The 17448-nt window shown below is 35.7% G+C and carries 20 protein-coding genes; 5 read left to right on the top strand and 15 right to left on the bottom strand.

Going from position 1 to position 17448, the window contains the following annotated elements:
* Positions 1-28: 28 nt before the first annotated feature.
* Both D0817_RS05500 and D0817_RS05495 read left to right on the top strand, forming a co-directional pair.
* Positions 29-3307 carry a SusC/RagA family TonB-linked outer membrane protein gene (locus D0817_RS05500; RefSeq protein WP_127337402.1) on the top strand — a complete coding sequence of 1093 codons (3279 nt, stop codon included), beginning with the start codon at positions 29-31 and terminating at the stop codon, positions 3305-3307.
* Between the two features lie 3 nt (positions 3308-3310).
* On the top strand, positions 3311-5077 hold the full coding sequence (locus D0817_RS05495; RefSeq protein ID WP_127337401.1) for a RagB/SusD family nutrient uptake outer membrane protein: 1767 nt from the start codon (positions 3311-3313) through the stop codon (positions 5075-5077).
* 90 nt (positions 5078-5167) lie between these two features.
* Here the strand turns inward: D0817_RS05495 and D0817_RS05490 are convergent, their stop codons facing one another.
* From D0817_RS05490 to D0817_RS05440, 11 genes are all read right to left on the bottom strand, one after another.
* Positions 5168-5377 (bottom strand): hypothetical protein, encoded by a 210-nt coding sequence (locus tag D0817_RS05490; RefSeq protein ID WP_127337400.1) that lies wholly within the window; start codon positions 5375-5377, stop codon positions 5168-5170.
* 18 nt (positions 5378-5395) lie between these two features.
* Positions 5396-5797, bottom strand: coding sequence for a hypothetical protein (locus D0817_RS05485; RefSeq protein WP_127337399.1), 402 nt, complete (start codon positions 5795-5797; stop codon positions 5396-5398).
* A gap of 329 nt (positions 5798-6126) precedes the next feature.
* Complete coding sequence (locus D0817_RS05480) at positions 6127-7029, bottom strand: hypothetical protein (protein ID WP_127337398.1); 903 nt, start codon at positions 7027-7029, stop codon at positions 6127-6129.
* 4 nt (positions 7030-7033) lie between these two features.
* Positions 7034-8302 carry an ABC transporter permease gene (locus tag D0817_RS05475; protein ID WP_127337397.1) on the bottom strand — a complete coding sequence of 423 codons (1269 nt, stop codon included), beginning with the start codon at positions 8300-8302 and terminating at the stop codon, positions 7034-7036.
* Between the two features lie 3 nt (positions 8303-8305).
* The gene (locus D0817_RS05470; RefSeq protein WP_127337396.1) at positions 8306-8701 is read right to left on the bottom strand and encodes a hypothetical protein; all 396 of its coding nucleotides are present in this window, start codon (positions 8699-8701) and stop codon (positions 8306-8308) included.
* Entirely contained in the window at positions 8698-9027 is a 330-nt protein-coding gene (locus D0817_RS05465; protein WP_127337395.1) for an excalibur calcium-binding domain-containing protein, read from the bottom strand. Before D0817_RS05465 ends, D0817_RS05470 begins: the two co-directional genes overlap by 4 nt.
* A 2-nt stretch (positions 9028-9029) precedes the next feature.
* Entirely contained in the window at positions 9030-9260 is a 231-nt protein-coding gene (locus D0817_RS05460) for a DUF4236 domain-containing protein (RefSeq protein WP_127337394.1), read from the bottom strand.
* Positions 9261-9266: 6 nt separating this feature from the next.
* Positions 9267-9473: a hypothetical protein gene (locus D0817_RS05455; RefSeq protein WP_127337393.1), complete on the bottom strand. Its 207-nt coding sequence runs from the start codon at positions 9471-9473 to the stop codon at positions 9267-9269.
* A gap of 153 nt (positions 9474-9626) precedes the next feature.
* On the bottom strand, positions 9627-10295 hold the full coding sequence (locus tag D0817_RS05450) for a response regulator (protein WP_127337392.1): 669 nt from the start codon (positions 10293-10295) through the stop codon (positions 9627-9629).
* Between the two features lie 6 nt (positions 10296-10301).
* On the bottom strand, positions 10302-12008 hold the full coding sequence (locus D0817_RS05445; protein WP_127337391.1) for a tetratricopeptide repeat-containing sensor histidine kinase: 1707 nt from the start codon (positions 12006-12008) through the stop codon (positions 10302-10304).
* Between the two features lie 59 nt (positions 12009-12067).
* Positions 12068-12247 carry a hypothetical protein gene (locus tag D0817_RS05440; RefSeq protein WP_127337390.1) on the bottom strand — a complete coding sequence of 60 codons (180 nt, stop codon included), beginning with the start codon at positions 12245-12247 and terminating at the stop codon, positions 12068-12070.
* Between the two features lie 333 nt (positions 12248-12580).
* On the opposite strand from D0817_RS05440, the gene D0817_RS05435 reads away from it, so the two are divergent.
* Positions 12581-13522, top strand: coding sequence for a hypothetical protein (locus D0817_RS05435; RefSeq protein ID WP_127337389.1), 942 nt, complete (start codon positions 12581-12583; stop codon positions 13520-13522).
* A gap of 327 nt (positions 13523-13849) precedes the next feature.
* On the opposite strand, the gene D0817_RS05430 is transcribed toward D0817_RS05435, so the two are convergent.
* On the bottom strand, positions 13850-14698 hold the full coding sequence (locus D0817_RS05430; RefSeq protein ID WP_127337388.1) for an SDR family oxidoreductase: 849 nt from the start codon (positions 14696-14698) through the stop codon (positions 13850-13852).
* Between the two features lie 258 nt (positions 14699-14956).
* On the opposite strand from D0817_RS05430, the gene D0817_RS05425 reads away from it, so the two are divergent.
* Complete coding sequence (locus D0817_RS05425) at positions 14957-15325, top strand: SpoIIAA family protein (protein ID WP_127337387.1); 369 nt, start codon at positions 14957-14959, stop codon at positions 15323-15325.
* A 68-nt stretch (positions 15326-15393) separates the two neighbouring features.
* Here the strand turns inward: D0817_RS05425 and D0817_RS05420 are convergent, their stop codons facing one another.
* Both D0817_RS05420 and D0817_RS05415 read right to left on the bottom strand, forming a co-directional pair.
* A complete protein-coding gene (locus tag D0817_RS05420; RefSeq protein ID WP_238160824.1) occupies positions 15394-15669 on the bottom strand; it encodes a PrgI family protein in 276 nt (91 codons plus the stop codon).
* A gap of 99 nt (positions 15670-15768) precedes the next feature.
* Positions 15769-15981, bottom strand: coding sequence for a hypothetical protein (locus D0817_RS05415; protein ID WP_127337385.1), 213 nt, complete (start codon positions 15979-15981; stop codon positions 15769-15771).
* Positions 15982-16287: 306 nt separating this feature from the next.
* On the opposite strand from D0817_RS05415, the gene D0817_RS05410 reads away from it, so the two are divergent.
* On the top strand, positions 16288-16752 hold the full coding sequence (locus tag D0817_RS05410) for a response regulator (protein ID WP_127337384.1): 465 nt from the start codon (positions 16288-16290) through the stop codon (positions 16750-16752).
* A gap of 285 nt (positions 16753-17037) precedes the next feature.
* On the opposite strand, the gene D0817_RS05405 is transcribed toward D0817_RS05410, so the two are convergent.
* Positions 17038-17433 (bottom strand): hypothetical protein, encoded by a 396-nt coding sequence (locus D0817_RS05405; protein WP_127337383.1) that lies wholly within the window; start codon positions 17431-17433, stop codon positions 17038-17040.
* Between the last annotated feature and the right edge of the window lie 15 nt (positions 17434-17448).

Here is a 17448-nt window from a genome sequence, read left to right as displayed (position 1 = left end):
AAGTATCGAAAAACCAATAACTTAAATCATGTATTTTAAACGAATCAATTTAAATCTTCTGAAGGGAATCTTCTTTTTAGCGCTGGCGTTACTGACCGTTCAAAGTGGTTACAGTACAACGCATTACAAAAAATCAAATGTAAATAATAAAATAGAAAAAGCAACACTGGTTTCTATTTTTTCGAAATTAAGCCAGCAAACAGATTACAAATTCAGTTACGGGCAAGCCATTATTTCAGATAATACGGTTTACACAGTAAATTATACGAACGAATCTGTAGCTGTAATTTTAAGTGACCTTTCTAAAAAAGCGAATTTCAATTACAACATCAACGGAAAATTAGTTTTAATTCAGAAAACTGCTCCGGTTAAAATTTCGGAAGCAGCAGACAAAATTAAGGTAAAAGGAAAGATTGTTGACGAAAACGATGTACCAATGCCGGGCGTAACTATTTTAGAAACAGCCACTAAAAATGCTACCATTACTAATTTTGACGGGGAATTCGAACTTTCGGTAACGGAAGGCAAAACAATTGAAATTTCTTATTTGGGTTATCAAACGAAAACGGTTGCTGTACAACAGAATTTCATGACCATAAAATTAGAGCCAAATACCTCAGAATTGAGTGAAGTTGTGGTTGTAGGGTATGGTAAACAGTCTAAAAAAGACGTTACCGGAGCGGTAACACAGCTAGAAGCGACTAATTTTAAGCAAGGTGTAAACGTTTCTGTCGATAATCTATTGCAAGGAAAAGTGGCCGGAGTTCGTGTGGTGAGTACAAGCGGTGAGCCGGGAGCTGGTGTAAATGTTACGATTCGTGGCGTTGGATCTATCAGAAGCGGAAGCACACCTTTGTTTGTGGTGGATGGTATGCCATTGTCTAATGATGATACCAGCCCTGCCGGAACTAATGTTGGTTTTGGAAGTTCAACTGCAAAAAATCCATTAAACTTTTTGAATACAAGTGATATCGAATCGATTACAGTTCTTAAAGATGCCTCTGCAGCGGCTATTTACGGGGCAAGAGGATCTAATGGAGTGGTATTGGTTACCACTAAAAAAGGATCTAAAGGCGAAGGAACATTAACGTTTGACTCTTATATGGGAGTTTCGGGAGTTGCTCATAAATTAGATGTTTTAGATGCAAAACAATATAGAAGTGCTATAAAAGATAAAGCATTTGATCATGGCGGAAACACAGACTGGCAGGATGTTATTTTTAGAAGTGCAGTTACTAAAAATAATTCATTGTCTTTTGCTAAACAAACAGAGTCAGGCAACTACTATGCATCTGTTGCACAAATGGATCAGCAGGGAATTATTAATAACAGTAATTTTAAACGTCTTTCCGGTAGGATTAATGCTGCCGAATCCTTTTTAGACAACAAACGTTTAAATGTAAAACTGAATCTTACTGCGAGCCAGACTACAGATGATGGAGTTCCAACAAGTGATGATGGTGGTTCTAACGGACAATTGATCGTACATACTCTGATGGCTAATCCAACCAGATCCGTTTTTGATGCTAACGGAAAGTACACCAATTTTAATATGAACGCACATTATAACCCGGCTTATTTATTAAGCATTTATGAAGATCAAACGCGTACGTTAAGAGTTTTAGGAAATCTGGAGGCTTCTTTCAGAATTATCAACGGATTAGAATATAAATTAAATATTGGTATAGATCGCTCTACATCAGAAAGAAATACTACAATTTATCCCAACCTTACCGATTTAAATCCAAAAGGTAAATATGTTCAGAACAATCTGGATTCAAAAAATTCATTGATTGAACATTACCTAACTTATAGTAAGGCATTAGATAAACATAAATTTGAAGTTCTTGGCGGATTCTCTTATCAAAAATTTGAAAGATCGGGAACAAGTTTCAGTATTGATGGAATTTCAGCGCAGGGAGCAGGTGTAAAACCATCTATTAATCCAGGTTTTGCAGGAACGCAGTCTGGTACAACAGGTTATGCTCAGGAAAACGAATTGCAATCTTATTTCGGAAGATTAAATTACAGTTTTGATAATAAATACTTATTGACAGCTTCTATGAGAGCTGATGGTTCTACACGTTTTGGAGATAATAACAAATACGGTTATTTCCCTTCATTTGCTTTAGGATGGAATATTTCTAATGAAAATTTCCTGAAAGATTCTCAAACAATCAATAACCTAAAGCTTAGAGCAAGCTGGGGACAAACAGGAAATCAGGAAGTACCAAATAAACAAACTAAGGCCAGTTACTCTTTGGCTGGCCCGGACGGATATTATTTATATGATGATTTAAATCTTGTAAATGGTGTTTCTGTTTCCAGAACAGCAAATCCGGATTTAAAATGGGAAGTTGTTACACAATATAATTTAGGTCTTGATTTTAATTTATGGAATGACAAATTTTATGGAACTGTAGACTATTTTAATAAAACAACTACAGATGCTATTTTGTTTATAAATTCAACTCCTTTGAGTCAGACAAAATTTATCTGGACAAATATTGACGGTAAAATTGTTAATAAGGGTATTGAGATTACCCTGGGTTCTAAAATCATCGACAGCAAAGATTTCAGCTGGAATGTTGATGTGAACGGATCAACATTAAACAACAAAATTGAAAACTTACCGCTTTCAGAAATCTTAACAGGTGCTATTTCCGGTCCTGGACAATCAGGTGTTAATGCTAATATTTACAAAAGCGGTTACTCGGCTGGTTCATTCTATTTGTTAGAGCACACTGGTTTTGATCAAAATGGAGCAAACATATTTAAAGACCAGAATGGAGACGGTAAAATTGATAACAGCGACCGAATTATTATTGAAGGAGCTTTGCCAACTTTTTATTACGGTTTCAACAGTGATATGAGATATAAAAACTTTAGTTTTTCATTCTCAATTATTGGACAAACAGGTGGTTATTTGTTGAATAATACAGGATTGAATGCTTTAAATATTAACAACTTAGCATCAGATCGTAACGTGGCAACAGGATATTATGAGTCAGGGGCAAACCCAACAAACTCGCCAATTTTGTCTACACTTTTCCTGGAAAAATCTGATTTTATAAGATTAAATGCGGCACGTATAGGGTACAATTTTGATTTGAAAGGATTGAACTGGATGAATGGCTTAACACTTTATGTTACAGGAAATAACCTAATTACAATTACAAATTACACAGGATTTGATCCATTAGTAAACACTCCTAAAGCAACCGACGGAAACCAGTCTATCGGTATTGATTACGCAGCTTATCCAACTTCGAGAACGTTCAGTTTCGGAGCAACTTTAAAATTATAAATTATGAAGACAAAGACATTTTTAAGCATAAAATTTTTAACATTATTCTCTTTTATTTTTCTTCTGAACAGCTGTACCGATCTGGATGAAGTTTTTTTAGATGAAATACCCGGAAATACAGTTTCAGATCCTGCGGGTTCACTTGCTGCCGCTTATGACAGATTGGGTGACGGAACCTTCGTTGATCATGGAGCCATTTTTGCCATGCAGGAATATACTACAGATGAAGCTATTTTGCCAACCCGCGGGAGTGACTGGGGAGATGGCGGAAAATGGAGAGACATGCACGAATTTACCTGGAGCTCCAGTAATTCAATTATTGTAGGCAACTGGGATCTATTAACAAATGGTATCACACGTTGTATAACAGCTATCCAATCGGCTGAACAAAGTTCAATTCCTGAAAAGAAATTATTTACTGCAGAAGCAAAAGCACTTTTGGCTTTTTACACGTATACCACTTTGGATTTATACGGACAGGCTCCCTATAAAGATCCAATGGATCCAAAAGCGACTTTACAAATTTTAAAAGCAGATACTCAGATTGATAAACTGATCACTGATGTTGAAGCTTTACTGCCTGATTTAGCTGACATTGGTACACAACGTACCCACCACGGAAGATTCACCAAACAAGCGGGTTATGCCTTTTTAGCTACAATGTACCTGAATCGTGCGGTATTTAAAGACCGTTATAATGCTGCGTCAGCTTTTAATTTTAATGAACCTGCCGTATCAGGTACAGGAACAGACATGGACCGTGTAATTTATTATACCTCATTACTAATCGATTCAGGGAAATATAGTCTGGAAAGTGATTTTTTCAAAAACTTTGCAAGAAATAATGAAAATGGAAAAGAGCTTATTTTTGCCATTACTCAAAAGATAGATTACATCAGAAACGGTTCTAACAGTTTCGCTTACGTATGTATGGAGCGTAACCAAAGAGCATCTGCCGCAAACAGAGGAACAAATGCAGCTTGTACCACTCCGGAATTCTATGCCTCATGGGCTGGTAATCACGACGATCCAAGATTTGAGCAGCATTACCAATATGCTGATGGTACCTGGTTTATGAATGATGGTACAGATGTAAGTGTTCCTGCAACTGACATCGTACCTAAAAGTGCCAACCTGCCATGGTTTCATTTTAACAGAGGAATTCAGGCCGGACTTCAGTATGGGCCTATATTATTGCCTTCGGGATCTCTTGAAATGGTAGGAAACCGTATTAAAGTTTCTCCATTGTTTATGGAAAAAAGTACGGGTACAAGAATGAATTTTACGCCAACATTAACATTTGCAGATCCTAATAAATCTGTTTTTGCCCAAAATGAAATCAATCAGGGAGCACGTGTTTTTAAATATGAATTTGATCCGGAAGGAGGAAACGGTAACAGTAATGTTGATATTCCGTTATTCCGTTTAGGTGGAATGTATGCCATGAGAGCAGAAGCTTATTTCAGAAAAGGAAGTACAGGTTTAGCAATGGACGATTTAAACAAATTGCGTACCAGCAGAACAAGAGAATCCTTATTTGCAAATGCTCCGGGAAAAGCCCTTACTTCTTTAGATGCAGAGCAATTATACAAAGAATTAGGTTTCGAATTGTACTGGGAATTGCAAAGAAGACCGGAAAGTATCCGTTTTGGAAAATTTGATCTGGCCGGAACTGCAAAAGCGGCTTCCCAACCGTTCAGAAGAGCATTTCCAATTCCACAAACCGTTATCGATCAAAAAGTATTCAAACAAAATCAAGGGTATAATTAAGTTTTTGTGTTAGTTTATTTTTACGTAAAAGCCTGTTCATTAATTTGAGCAGGCTTTTCTTTTTTACCGAATTTTCGAATTTGAAACCTTTTAATCTTCCCAGCCGCAAAGCGTCAGTCCGTAGCCCTGAGCCTGCGAAACGGATACTTTTGTCAATTCATGCCTGCAAGCTGTTAGTCCGCGGCAGTTTTCCTTATAATGGTATTTTTTTGCTCCCACGGGACCACAGATATAAACTTTCGTTTCTACAGGATGAAAAGAGGTAAGGAGTATCAATAGCAGGAGTGGGGCATATTTCATAAGCTGAGTTTTGATGTTTTAATCGACTATTAAAAAGTATTCATTGGCCTGATTGTCTGTTGCTTTTAGTTTTCCCTGACCAGTCCATTCCGTTTTGATTTCAATATCCGGAATGGTATCGAAACGCAGTATTCCGGCACCAACTTTTCCCTGGACATTAATGTTTCCAAAAACAGAATCACCCTGGGCGCTGACACCTTTGACATCATAGTTATACTCATAATGACCGGATTTACCGGTGCGGTATTCGTATTGATAATCGGTATCAACATGATAGGTTTTCGCTTCTTCCGGCGTAATAATTTTTCGGTCATTGGCGGTAATGGCTTCTTTGTAGAAGTTATTTATTTTTGGGGGCTGCACTACTTTTTTGCAGCTAATGAACAGGAACAGAAATAGAAAGAGTAGTTTTTTTATCATAATTTTCAGCTGTTAAGAAAGGTTGTGGAATGATACATCAAATCATCAGGGTTTAATTCTGAACGTAATTGATACATTTTAAACAGGTTATAAATTTAGACTTGAATACGATGCAATAGATGCGTATTTATACCTGAATTTAAACAGTTTCAATTTTATCTTTTATAATTTATTAGTTCTTTTGATTATTTATTCAAATGTAAAACCAATAAAAATCGGAAGCTTATGGCAATCCGTAAATCGGTGAATAGCTACTGGTTTTTGGCTGTAAAAAAAAAGAGGATTATAAAATCCTCTTAGTACGTAGTTTTGTTTCAATGCGCTGCAAATTAATGCTGATTTTCCAATATAAAATCCCTGATAATTTTTTCCATATCAGACGGTAAACCGGCACTTTTGATTTCAAAATGTTTTACTTTCATTTCAGTAAACCATTTGGTCCAGTAGGCTTTTATCACTTTCTCCTCATAGGGATTATTTTTACCGGGATTAATTCCCAAAACCAAAACTTCCAGATTCGATAAATCATCGCCGGCTTTGATAAAACCAAAATCTTCCTTTTGTAATTTCTGCTCCCAGTCTTTTGTATTCAGTCCATTTTTCCGGATAAAATCAGGCGTAATAAAAGTGGTTCGGTTGGCTTCTTTCATGATCGTGCTGTCGTAATACATATAGCCGTCTGTCAGGATAACGAGTATGTTACGAGCTCCGCTTTGAATACATTGATCTTTCACCTTGGCATCAAAAAAGCTCCAGATATCCGACCCGACAAAGTTATTGTCTTTTAGGGCCGATTCGTAGATTTTTGAGGTCTGCGCGGCATAATTGGAGTTTATGGAATTCAGTAAATCCTTCGAAGCATTATCTTTATCAATAACAATTTTCAGTTTTTCTGAAATCGAATTGATCTCCGGATCTTTCGGCTCAGGGTTAAAAAACAATTGCATTTTATCATTAATCTGCCGTATTCTTTTGGATTTTAAATGTTGTGTAAAGGACTCCGAAACCGATTTAATGTATCCTAAATCCCTCTGGTAATATTCCATGGTCGGATTTGGATTTTTCTCCAGGCTAATCCTGTCCGATAAATCCAGCAGCAGGCTAATGTTATAATTTTCTGCGGCAGGATTTTTAGTTACGGATTCTTTTTCGTTTTTATCAGAATCCTTTCCGCAGGAAAAAGCAACAGCCAATACTAAGGAAAGAGTCAATGTTTTTAGTACGTTTTTCATAAAATTAATTTTTAAAATATACCAAATGCTGAAAGTCCGGATCGGTTAAATTTAGCTTACTCAGATGTTCTTCGGAATGAAGTTCACAGTTTTCCAGTAGTTCTGTTTTTTCTTTATGAGCCAGGGCTATTTCCGTATTGATGGCCTGAAACCAGCCTTCCTTGTATTGGTGATGGTAATGCAAATATTCTTTTACAGGAAATACAAAACCATCGATTTTGGACTGAAGTTCCGAGATTTTTCCGGTAATGGTAATCACCTGTTGTTTGAAGTCATTGGTCTTATTGATATAGTCTTTTTTTAGTTTTTCCAGATCAAGAAGATTTTCTTTTTTACCTCTTATGAAAGCTCTGATTTTATCAATGTTTTCAAATTCCTTCATGACAAAATCAAAAACAAGTCCCCAGATAATGTAGACCACAAATCCGGCAAAAATGATCATCCAGAATTCCGCTTCTCCCAAAGCAATATTTAGATTATAAGGGGAAGAATCGGTTGTTTTATTAAACTCATAAATCTTCTTTTCGATCTGGTAAGCCAGCAGGGCATCAAACAAAAAAGTGGTCAGGAACAAAGCAATCATTCTGAAGAGATTTTTAAGGCCTTTTCCTTTCTGAACCATATGAATGACATAACCCAATCCCATAAAGACAAACGGAATCGTAACCACCAGCACACCTTCAAGCCAGCTTGCTTTGAAAGAATTGGTCAGTGCATCCGCATCAAAAATAGCGGCTGTCAGGCTATCATTGGCAAACTCTTTAAAAAAGGCAGAATAAGAAGCTGAAATATAAAAAACAAGTACATAAAGCGTTATAGGAAGAAGCAAAAACAAGCCGATATAAAACTGGGCTTTCAGGCCTTTTCCGTCTTCGATTCCGTATTTGTCAGGATTGCGTTTGACTTCAATAATTTCATTTTTGATCTGGTCAACACTATCATTAATGTCCTGTTCTTTCTTTTCGTAAATGCGAATGGCCGCTTCACATTTCTTAAGTTCCGTTCTGTTTTTTTCCTGTTCTTCGCGATACGGCTGCTTCAGTCGGTCCTGTTCCAGTTTTTGTTTTCGGCACTGGTCTTCAAAACTCATATAAAGGTTCTGGAGACAGGCTTTTAGTACAATAGGTTTTCCGGTTGCTTTAATAGAAGCTGCAAATCCGCTTTGGTAATAGGTGATTCTGATTTGTTCTCTGTCTTCTTCATTTTCCTGAAAAAGACTGAAGGGAGAATCCTCGGTTTTTTTCAGGCTGAATAGTTGTGTAAGTGATTTCATAAGCTAAGCATTTAATTGACTAATAATTTCTTCCTTTTGAATGTTTTTCTGCACACAATCAATGAGATAGTTCGATAAATCAGTGATGTTTTCGTCCAGGAAATTAAACTTCCTGCAATACTTCTTCAGCATATTCAATTCATCATCGGTAATTTTCCCGTCGGCCCAGATGATTCTTGTAAAATCGTATAAGTATTCTATTCGTGTCGTCAGCTCTTCGGGAATAACAAATTCGCTATTCACCGGATTCTGGAAAAGTTTATCGAGTTCCTCTTTCGGAATGCCGCGTTCATCGGCAAAATGATACAGCATCTGAAGTTCTAATACATCAAACTGATCATCGGATAACGCCATTTGATATAATCTGAGGAAATGGCTTTTAAGTTCTAGTGTTATCATTGTTTTGATATTTGTTTTGATAAATTTTCGCAGGCAATTCCGTCTCCGTCGGCATCCAGATTTTTATAACAGCTTTTATTACTGTTATAGGTAGATTGTGCAGCAGATTGAGATGAAAAATCACCACAGGTTTTAGTGGGACAAGTTGTTGGTTCTGAAGATGAAGATGAATCTGAACATGATATTGGTAACGCCAATAACAATGCTGCTAAAAGAAGCACCAGGCATCCATTATTTTTATTTGAAAACGATTTGGATCTGTTATTGGCATAATGTCCCTGAACGTATGTTCCGTCTTTTTTGTAATATCCTTTTCTGTATCCCATAATTATAGATGTTTTATTGTATAAATTAAAAATGTTATGGCTCCTGTAAATAGAAAGAATACCAAACAGCCACTATTTTGGTATCGTACTCCGGATATACCGGTTTTGGTCGAATAGCCATTTTTACTAAAAGTTCCCATTTTTGTTCTTAAACTTGGAGAAATTCCGGATCTACTGATGTTTAATCCAAGTCCTCCTCCAAGTTTTACTCTTTTTTGAAATCGAAAGCCCATGATACTTTAGCTGGTATGACAATCGGAACAACAGGTTTCGCAACCGTTAGACTGAGAATAGGTTTTCTTTGCTTCCGTAACTGCAGGCTTGCAGCTTGAATATTCACCAAGAAGTTTTCTATTAGTTGAAATTGGCAAATATTTACAATCCTCTGTATGCACTTCGTGATCACCGTTCGATTGTGCATTTTTGTTTACATAATAATTTTTCATGATTTTTGGTTTATTTATATTTTAATAATCCAAACTTAAACCTATTTAAAACCAGTATTTTACGGAAAACCATAATCCGGATTATTTTAAATTCAGGCCATAAAAAAAGCCCCCGAAGGAGCTTGATAACGTAATAAAAGTAGAATAATGGGACTAAATAATCCCCATATCTTTCGTAATCGAAACCAGATGAATGGTATTATTTGCTTTAAAAAAGTCTTTGAGCTTTGAAAGCCTTTTTTCGATAGCACTTTTGCTGTTAGGCTTCACTTCCAGGCTTTTAAAAATTTCTATAATTTCATCTTGTGAAGTACCCGAAGCCAGGTGTTTTAAAATTTGAATATCAACATCGTCCATTTCGAAATTATTTTTTTCCTGCAAGGCCGAAGCGACTTCAGGAGAAATAAAGGTCTGATCTGAAGTGGAGACTATATGAATGGCTTTTTTTAGTTCCTCAATACTGTTCATGCTTTTTAGCACAAACGCATCAATCCCCGAATTGTCGAAAAGGGATTTAATGCGATAACTTTTATCTTCGACCGAAAAAGCGATAATTTTAATATCAGGCTGTAAATCGCGCACTTTCTGAATTAGTTCGTCACCGTCTTTAATCTTTACTTCGCGATGTCCTGTTTTGAAAGACAAATCACTAATCAGTAAATCATATGGTTCATTTTGATTAATGGCGGCGCGCATTTTCAGAAATGCTTCATCACAATATTTTGAATGTTGAAAGTTTACAATATTTAATTCTTTCAAGACTTGTTCAATTCCTAAACTGATGGCATCAACGTCTTCGGCTACAATTACTTTTTTAAACATATAGAGTTATTTAGGCATAGTTATTTTTACTTTAAAACCTTTTCCGGGTTCTGTTTCAAAAATAATAGATCCTTTTATGGCCAGAATACGGTTTTCCATATTTTGGAGCCCATTTTTAATAATTTTATTTTTATCGGTTCCTTGTCCGTTATCGGTATAATTAATCAGGATAGAATTTTCTTCAGTGGCAAACTTTACCACCACCACAGAAGCGCCGCTGTGTTTTTTCATATTGACCATTAATTCCTGTAAAACCCTGTAAACGGCTACCTTTTTTAAGTCGTCAACAGTTTCCCAATTGACATTTTCGATGCTCGTAATAATTATGTTGGTACCCGGACTGTTATAGGTAGAAAGCATTTCCTTTAAGTTGGCAGCATAATTAAGTTTTGTATCAATGGTATTGTTTTCCCTCGAAATTCGGCGCACCCGTGCATAAATATGATCCAGTTTCTGAATCAGGGTTTCTTTACTTTCGGTATCTAAGGATTGTGTCTGCGTAAAAGTCATTGCGTTAAAAACATCATTCGCCAGTTCATCATGAATGTCTTTGGCAATTCTGGTTTCGGTGTCGTAGGCTGTTTTTATTTTTTCAATTCGACTTCGCTTTCTCAGGTAAAGGATAAAAAAGAAAAGCGCTGCAATACCAATTATAAAAAAGATGCGCTGGTATTTTACTTCCTGCAGCGATAATAAGTTTTCAACCCGCTCTAACTTCAGTTTCTGGTTCTCCTCTTTTTCTTTTTTGGAATCGTATTTAATCTTGGCAAATTTGTTTTTGAAATTGTTCCTGATTTTGATAATACTGTCGTTAATCACAATATATTTCTGGGCATACTGCGTACCCGAACCATTGGAAATTAAAAAAGACAATGCTTTCAGCCGCTCATCAACACTATTGAATTTCGTAGCGAGTTCATAGGCCGTCTGCGCATTTTGATTCGATTTATTACGATCAGTTCCGGAATAATATTCGGCTAAATGCAGGTAGCTTTCAATGCTTCCGTACGGATCATCAATCTGTTTTCTTAAGGCAAGGCTCTCCTTCATAAATTCAAGCCCTTTGTCGTACATTCCATTTTTAAAATAAGCGAAACCCAGATTATCCAGCACTCTGGCTTTGCTTTTGTGGACTTCAGGCGACCTTTTATCTGTTATTTTATCGCTTAAAATATTGCTCTTCACTATAGATTCTAAAATAGCTATCGCTTCAGGATATTTTTTTTGTTTGATATAAACAACGGCAATGTTATTTAAAGGCGCTTGTTTGGATAGTGTGTCTTTTGAATCTTTAATGGCTTTTTTATAATAAAGAATCGCATCATCGTATAAGGAAAGTTCCTTATCGGCAATTCCGAAAAAGTTATTGATCGCTACTGCGTAATTATTGTCATTTTTAAGGTAGGGAAGGGATTCGGTTAAGGTTTCCTTGCTGCCATAATAATCGCCATTTATTTGCTGTATATAAGCCATCTGCATCAAATTGTAGACAATATTGGTGCTGTCCTTATAGGTCTCAAATGTTATTTTTGATTTATTAAAGTAATAGAAGGCACTGTTAAAGTTGCTTTTTTGTAAATTGGAAAAGCCCTTCTCCTGAAGTATTTTGGCTTCTTTGGTAAAGAGGGTAGGATCAACCGGTGTAGTGGTATGCTCCTTGCAGGAAAGCAAAAAGAGAAAAAGAAATAAATACAAAATCGGGGACCGTAGCATGATAGTTACTTTCCCCGAAATTACTAATTAATACTAAAAATAGTACCTAAAATAAAATATTATTTTGGCGGTGGTAAAACAATTACCGGCTGGTCACCAGGTCCGTCGGCGTAAGAAGGTACCGGATCAATTTTCTTTAGAGTTTCTTTTTTCACCGGAGTATCTAATTCGTCTGCTGTGCAGGAAAATAATGTAGCTGTAAAAAGTGCGAATGTTCCCACTATGATTAATTTTTTCATCTTGAAAGAATTTAAAATTGACATAGGTATGGCCGTCCGGATTCTGTCCGGAGCTTGTAAACAATACCTAAGAGGTTGGGAAGTGAAGTGCGTAGAACTATAAGATTTTCATCTATACTTCCCGGGATAAACTCCGTCTTACGGTTTTCCGCACTTTTTAATTGAACTAGTTTTGTACATTTGTTTTTGACCTGCAGATCAAAACGTTAACTAATTTGATATGGCAAAGATGCGACGCTTACAAGCCTGCATTGACAAGGAATTCCCGGAATTCCTGCTGTTTCCTGAGTTTCCTGCTTGTTCCTGAGAATTCCTAAAAAATCCTGAATGCTTATGCAAAAAATTACTTTTGAAGATTATAAAAATGCTGTGAGAGCAAAATTTGAGATTGAAAAAGAAGGTGTCTATTTTAATTTTTTAACGCCTCCCTCACAAGCCAATCTTAGAAATTTATGTTGGGAGAGATTTAAGTCAAATAGTAATGCGGATGATTTAAGTACCTTCTCTTCTTTCTTTGAGTTTGACTTTAATCCCGAAAAGAGGAATCATTTTAGGGAACAAACAGATAAGTTTAGGCCAATTGGGAGTTTTTTAAGAGGGGCAAAAGATCCTGCCAATCAATTTGCCGTAGAATTGGCAGCCGTTTTAGTAGATTTTCAGCCTCGGCCTTTTAAGAAATACAGAGAAATGGGTATAGTTAAGGTAGGAAATCCAGTTACTGCCCCTAAAATTCCTTTGGCATTTGCAACTTTGGAAAATGATGAAGGAAAAGAGGAAAAGAATGAGAATGAAAAAGTTGAGGAAGAAGATAAATTTGAAGGTTCGCTGATAGCTCAAAAACGATTTAATTTTATCCAAAATTTCAAACCAAAAATTTCAGACAACTTCAAAAAGAAAGTAAAGTTTATTATACTAGGAGTTTTTATTGTTTTTGGCCTCGGATTTATCATAAGCCGTTATGCTTTTCCAAAGAAACAATGTATGCAATGGTCAAATGATCACTATGAAAAAGTAGATTGTGATTTAAGCGCAAACGGATTAATACCATTTACAATTGAACCATTTGATGAGATTAAGTTTGAACTAAAAAAAGTTACAGTATGTGATACGACTACCTGTTTTAAAAATGGAAAACCAATTATCTGGTACGCTAAAACAGGCGATGCAGCGGATTTTTTTAATACGCACGGTATACATCCTGAAAATGAGAAAGCGTTAAGACCTGTTACGCAATACATTTTTAACAAATACAAAAAACCATGCAGCTCAAAATAAAAAAAGCGGATATACCAAACAGTATATCCGCTTTTTTTTTCGCCAATCTAAACCCGACAGGTTTTTAAACCCTGTCGGGTTTGTCGCCATGCGTAATGTTATATTTTAAATTGTTTATAGATAGAATGAGATGCTATCCCACAATTCACCATCGTTTACAGGAATAAGTTGCCCCTTTATGTACTGCTGTCATCACAAACTTAAAAAATACAAAAAACCATGCAGTTCAAAATAAAAGAAAAGCGCATATACCAAACAGTATATCCGCTTTTTTACCCACTTATTTAAAAAATTCGTGCTAATTCGTGAAATTCGTGGCAAACCTTTTTACCCCACAATCTCCCCGCCATTAATATGAATAAACTGCCCCGTAATATAACTGCTGTCTTCGCAGGCCAGAAAAACATAGGCAGGTGCCACCTCAGAAGGCTGTCCGGCCCTTCCCATCGGATTGTCTTTTCCGAAATCGGAAAGTTTATCGAAACTGGCTACGATAAGAGGTGTCCAGATAGGTCCCGGAGCTACTCCGTTAACGCGTATTTTTTTAGGAGCCAGCATAGTCGAAAGCGATCTTGTAAAACTTACTATGGCACCTTTTGTACTCGCATAATCCACCAGATGTTCACTACCGCGATAAGCGGTCACAGAACTGGTATTGATAATCGTATCTCCTTCTTTTAAGAAAGGCAAAGCTGCCTTTGTGATATAGAAATACGGATAAATATTAGTCTCGAATGTTTTCTGAAGCTGGGCGGGCGTAATTTTTTCCAGTTCGGTCTGCGGAAATTGTATCGCGGCATTGTTGACAATGATATTGATTTTTTTAAACAGTGTCTGACATTTCTTAATGGCCGATTTGCAGAACTTCTCATCTTTTAAATCACCACTGATGAGCAGACATTGCTGGCCTTCTTTTTCAACCAGCGCTTTGGTTTCAAGGGCATCTTTATCTTCTTTCAGGTATACAATGGCAATATTGGCACCTTCACGCGCAAAATGCACGGCAACACTTCGGCCAATACCGCTGTCGCCGCCTGTTATAAAGGCAGTTTTTCCTTGTAGCTTTCCACTTCCTGTGTAATTCTCCCGAATGATTTCAGGTTGCGGATTCATTTTATGTTCATTGCCGGGAAGCTCTTGCTTTTGCTCGGGAAATTTTTTTGGCTTCTTTTCCATGATCCATCATTTTTGAGTTATTAATTTATCTAAAGTATCTGATTTTTGAAAAAACAGTTGATCTTAAAAAATCAAAAAGTAACGCTATAAAATCTTTAAGTTGTTGATAAATAGTGATTTTGTAAAATTATAACGAGATCATATAAGGGGAAAACAGCGATTCGGATTACTTTTGATAGCGGTATAACAGCTATTTACCAAGCTTATATATCAAAAAAATGAAAGCATCCACATTACTAATTTTAACTGAATGGAAAAATGATACATCAAATTGATACCACAGATAATATCGTTGCTTTTCGTGCATTAGCGGAAGTGACCAAAGAAGATTTTCAAAGCATAGTTGTTCCTGCCGTTGAAAAATTAATAAATAATACGAATGAAATTAATTTTTTACTGGTTTTGGATACTGATATACAAAATTTTACAGCGGGAGCCTGGCTTCAGGATGCCATGCTTGGCATCAAACATTTAGGAAAATGGAACAGGGCAGCCATTGTTTCAGACTCGGAGGAAATTATTTCTTTTACCAATGGCTTTAGCTATATCGTTCCGGGAGAATTCCGTGGTTTTAAAAAGGAAGCTTTTAATAAAGCCTTAAATTGGGTGGAAGGAAATATTAACTAGTTTCTTTCTAACTGGTTTGTTCACAATAAAGCAAAAAAAAAGCACTTCGTTTAGAAGTGCTTTATTATTTAATGCTCATAATAATTTCCGGTAATGTCTGTACTTTTATTTACGTTTTCCAGTTTTTTGGACTTTATTTTTTTATAGACAGCTGAGGTCAGCAGGGGAATGGCAAGACCAGCTACAAAGGCACCAGTTTGGGCATGTCCGGTTTTTTTCAGGGCAGCACCGATGATAAGGGAACCCACTCCGGCCAAAACCAATTGTTTGGCAGAAATTTTGGAGGTATTTTGTTCTAAATGCGCTGTAGTTCCAACTAATAATGGATTAATGAAATTTGACATATTTTCAATTTTTAATTAAACATTTATAAAATCTGAAAACAATTCAGATTCAATTTTAAACTGTAAAAGTGTAATGATTATTGTTATTTACTCTTCTTTTCAGTTCGTTTTCTTTTTTGCAATACTATTTTCAGCATCGGAGTTCTGTTTCAGGTCCTTGACTTTATCGGAAGAATAATGATTTGCATCATCGGCTGTAAATTCTTCGATGGTCCCGGATTTATTGTTACTTCCCTGTAATTGGTGAAGATTTTCTACCGTGTCTTTTTCCGGACAGTGGTCATTGTCAGGATCGTAATTCTTTTCTGTCATGACTATTAAATTTATAATTGGTATCCATTATTTCAACTATCAAAAGTAAGGCCATAACGCCATTTTTCATTATACAATTAACCTTAGTGATTATATAATTTTCAGCGAATCTGATCTTTTCTTAAATTAATAGCTGAAAATTCACACGAAAATGTCAGAATGATAATTATATAATTTTGCAAAAAGATATTGTAAAAAAATATTTCTAAAAATTTAGAATCTTTGTTTTATACTATTGCTTCACAAATTAATAGTAGGCAATATTGACGTTCGATGCTCTTATTTATAACCTAAAAGCAGACTATTATGAATATAAATGGACCTATTGTGCTTATAGAGAATAATCAGGGAGATCGTAAATTATTTATGGAGATTTTCTCTGAATTGGAATTTTCGAATGAAGTTCTGTATTTTAACTCAGCCAGTAATGCATATCATTACCTGACTTCAAGAAAAATTGAAGCGTTTTTAATATTTTCAGATATAGTTTTACTTAATACAGACGATGAAAAACTCATACATATCACGTATGAAAATCTTAGTATAGAATTGAACTGTCCCTGTTTGTTTTTTACAACATCCTTTACACAGTGCTTTGTGATAGATCTTTATTCCGTTCCGCCACAAAGTTATGTTATCAAACCGTACGATTACGAAAAGTTCAAGTACAGTATTAAAAACATTTTGGAGTATTGGTCTAAAATCAAATCTATAGAAGATTATAAAAGTGATCCTTTACGACGAAAAAACATCAAAAATAATTTGAATTAGTGATAAAACCGGTAGCTCTTTAGGTTAGCGGTTTTTTTAATACATTTTGATTAGGGAAAGTCTGGAGCATAAAAAAACCGCAAAGAACGCTGGTTTTTTCCTCTTAGCTTTTATAAAAGGCAAAGTTCGCAAAGCTAAATTATTATAAAGCTTTGCTAACTTTGGATTTTTCTAAGGTACTCTCAGATAAAAATTTTGCGTTCTTTGCGGTAAAAAACTAGAAGGTATATTTTGTTTTTATGTAATTTTCCAGATTTGTTATAGAATTCCCATGTTTGCAGAAAATTAGGAATTGGAAATATGTTCTTCCTCGGTTTCAATTTTTCTGATTTCTACTTTTTCCTTTTTAATAGCCTGTCTCAGCAACCCAAACAAACTCATATAAATATTAGCCACAAAAACCAGAGAAAATCCCGCAATAATATAACCACGCCAGTCATCCAGCAGTAATTTATAATCGGAGAAAATAATGAAAAATATCGTGACATAATGACTAAAGCAATACTCACAGGTAAAAAGATAGAAAGCCTTTCGGATTAAAATAGTGCGGCCGTTTGCAGCATTTTTGACACACCATTCCCTGGGTTCGCGAAATATTTCTTCGTGAGTAACGGACCAGCTGATACAGGAGATCGGAATGGCCAGAATAAAAAGCCAAATAATTTGAGTACTAATATCCATGATAGTTATTGTTTA

This window comes from Flavobacterium cupreum, from assembly GCF_003996965.1.
Lineage (GTDB): Bacteria > Bacteroidota > Bacteroidia > Flavobacteriales > Flavobacteriaceae > Flavobacterium > Flavobacterium cupreum.
The sequence above is the reverse complement of the archived record's forward strand: the minus strand, read 5'-3'. Positions and strand labels throughout refer to the sequence as shown.

What these genes read in the sequence shown, in the direction of transcription:
- D0817_RS05500 (WP_127337402.1), top strand. Translation starts at nt 29, where the DNA reads ATGTATTTTAAACGAATCAATTTAAATCTTCTGAAGGGAATCTTCTTT.
- D0817_RS05495 (WP_127337401.1), top strand. Translation starts at nt 3,311, where the DNA reads ATGAAGACAAAGACATTTTTAAGCATAAAATTTTTAACATTATTCTCT.
- D0817_RS05490 (WP_127337400.1), bottom strand. Translation starts at nt 5,377, where the DNA reads ATGAAATATGCCCCACTCCTGCTATTGATACTCCTTACCTCTTTTCAT.
- D0817_RS05485 (WP_127337399.1), bottom strand. Translation starts at nt 5,797, where the DNA reads ATGATAAAAAAACTACTCTTTCTATTTCTGTTCCTGTTCATTAGCTGC.
- D0817_RS05480 (WP_127337398.1), bottom strand. Translation starts at nt 7,029, where the DNA reads ATGAAAAACGTACTAAAAACATTGACTCTTTCCTTAGTATTGGCTGTT.
- D0817_RS05475 (WP_127337397.1), bottom strand. Translation starts at nt 8,302, where the DNA reads ATGAAATCACTTACACAACTATTCAGCCTGAAAAAAACCGAGGATTCT.
- D0817_RS05470 (WP_127337396.1), bottom strand. Translation starts at nt 8,701, where the DNA reads ATGATAACACTAGAACTTAAAAGCCATTTCCTCAGATTATATCAAATG.
- D0817_RS05465 (WP_127337395.1), bottom strand. Translation starts at nt 9,027, where the DNA reads ATGGGATACAGAAAAGGATATTACAAAAAAGACGGAACATACGTTCAG.
- D0817_RS05460 (WP_127337394.1), bottom strand. Translation starts at nt 9,260, where the DNA reads ATGGGCTTTCGATTTCAAAAAAGAGTAAAACTTGGAGGAGGACTTGGA.
- D0817_RS05455 (WP_127337393.1), bottom strand. Translation starts at nt 9,473, where the DNA reads ATGAAAAATTATTATGTAAACAAAAATGCACAATCGAACGGTGATCAC.
- D0817_RS05450 (WP_127337392.1), bottom strand. Translation starts at nt 10,295, where the DNA reads ATGTTTAAAAAAGTAATTGTAGCCGAAGACGTTGATGCCATCAGTTTA.
- D0817_RS05445 (WP_127337391.1), bottom strand. Translation starts at nt 12,008, where the DNA reads ATGCTACGGTCCCCGATTTTGTATTTATTTCTTTTTCTCTTTTTGCTT.
- D0817_RS05440 (WP_127337390.1), bottom strand. Translation starts at nt 12,247, where the DNA reads ATGAAAAAATTAATCATAGTGGGAACATTCGCACTTTTTACAGCTACA.
- D0817_RS05435 (WP_127337389.1), top strand. Translation starts at nt 12,581, where the DNA reads ATGCAAAAAATTACTTTTGAAGATTATAAAAATGCTGTGAGAGCAAAA.
- D0817_RS05430 (WP_127337388.1), bottom strand. Translation starts at nt 14,698, where the DNA reads ATGGAAAAGAAGCCAAAAAAATTTCCCGAGCAAAAGCAAGAGCTTCCC.
- D0817_RS05425 (WP_127337387.1), top strand. Translation starts at nt 14,957, where the DNA reads ATGATACATCAAATTGATACCACAGATAATATCGTTGCTTTTCGTGCA.
- D0817_RS05420 (WP_238160824.1), bottom strand. Translation starts at nt 15,669, where the DNA reads ATGTCAAATTTCATTAATCCATTATTAGTTGGAACTACAGCGCATTTA.
- D0817_RS05415 (WP_127337385.1), bottom strand. Translation starts at nt 15,981, where the DNA reads ATGACAGAAAAGAATTACGATCCTGACAATGACCACTGTCCGGAAAAA.
- D0817_RS05410 (WP_127337384.1), top strand. Translation starts at nt 16,288, where the DNA reads ATGAATATAAATGGACCTATTGTGCTTATAGAGAATAATCAGGGAGAT.
- D0817_RS05405 (WP_127337383.1), bottom strand. Translation starts at nt 17,433, where the DNA reads ATGGATATTAGTACTCAAATTATTTGGCTTTTTATTCTGGCCATTCCG.